We start from the raw sequence: 1,389 nt of genomic DNA, 5'->3' as shown, positions 1-1,389 counted from the left end.
ATGCTGGGGTCTGCCGCAGTGGCCAGCGCAGTTGACGCGGCCCTTCCCAGAGAGATGCCTATCGTGCTGGATCCGGTTCTTAAAGCAACCTCCGGCGGCAGGCTGATGGCGGCAGACGGCTTTGGCGCATTGCTGAAGCGGGCGGTCTTAGTCACACCGAACCTGGCGGAGCTGGAAGTACTTTCCGGCTCAACCGGCAGTATTGAGGCGCAGGCGGCAGTCCTTTTGGCGCAGGGATGTCAAGCAGTGCTGGTCAAAGGCGGCCATGGCACAGGCCCGCAGAGCATTGATGTGCTCTGCACCGGCGGCGGCGCCGTCCTCCGCTTTGCTGCACAACGGCTGCCGGGCTCCAAACGCGGAACAGGGTGCAGCCTGGCCACCGCGATCACCTGCCACCTGGCCAATGGAGAAAGCCTGGCGGAGGCCTGCCGCCTGGGCAAGGATGCAGTCCACGGCTGGCTTGCCCGCTGAGGCCTGCCCGCAGAAGCCCGCCAGGTCGCTGGCAGACGCTTTTGAGGCCGGTTTCAGAAGGGTCCCGCCCGGCACCGGTTCTTAGTCTGACGGCAGCACCCCTTTCAACCAGCACCGGAAGACCTGCCGCATGACAGACATCACCGCCCTCTCCGCCGAGGACATGGCCGCCAAGCTGCGGGCGCGTGAACTGAGTGCCCGCGACGTTCTGGCGGCGCATAAGACGCAGACCGAAGCGCGGGAAAGCACCGTAAATGCCTTTGTCACCCTGGACTGGGATGCAGCAGAGGCGCGGGCCGCGGAGCTGGATACGACGGCGGCCTCGGGCGCATTTGCCGGACCGCTGCACGGCCTGCCTATTGCCATAAAAGATTGCTTTGAAACCAAGGGCTTGCGCACCACCTGGGGATCCAGGAGCTTTGCATCCCATGTCCCGGATTTTGACGCCCTGCATGTGGCCCGTCTGCGCGCCGCAGGTGCAATGATCACCGGCAAAAGCAACACGCCTGAGTTCACCTTCTCCGGCCAGACCAGCAATCTTGTGTCCGGCACCACCCGCAACCCGCTGAACCCGGAAAAAACAGTGGCCGGCAGCTCGGGCGGCGCGGCGGCCGCGCTGGCGGCGCACATGGTGGCGCTTGCGGATGGCTCGGATCTGGGCGGCAGCACCCGCACGCCCGCAGCCTGGTGCGGTGTCGTGGGCTTCCGGCCGACCCCGGGCCTTATCCCCTATGACCCGAACCCGGCGCCGTTTGACGGGCTGTCAGTGCCCGGTCCGATGGCCCGGACCGTGCGCGATCTGGTGCTGATGCTGGAAGCCATGCAGGGCAACACCCCCCGCCAGCCGCTGGGCTTCTGGCAGGACATGCCGCGGCTTGCCAGCCTGGAAGAGGCGCCGCCCCGCAGCGCAGGCAGGGT

2 protein-coding genes are annotated in these 1,389 nt (G+C 66.6%); both read left to right on the top strand.

Annotated features, from left to right (window positions below; genetic code table 11):
• A partial coding sequence (locus A2I95_RS38085; RefSeq protein WP_291737607.1) for a PfkB family carbohydrate kinase occupies positions 1 to 471 on the top strand: 471 nt, incomplete at its 5' end.
• A gap of 130 nt (positions 472 to 601) precedes the next feature.
• Positions 602 to 1,389, top strand: a 788-nt coding sequence (locus tag A2I95_RS38080; RefSeq protein WP_291737606.1) for an amidase, incomplete at its 3' end; no start/stop codon positions are given.

The organism is Leisingera sp. F5, from assembly GCF_001593695.1.
This window is presented reverse-complemented; position numbering and strand designations above follow the sequence as displayed.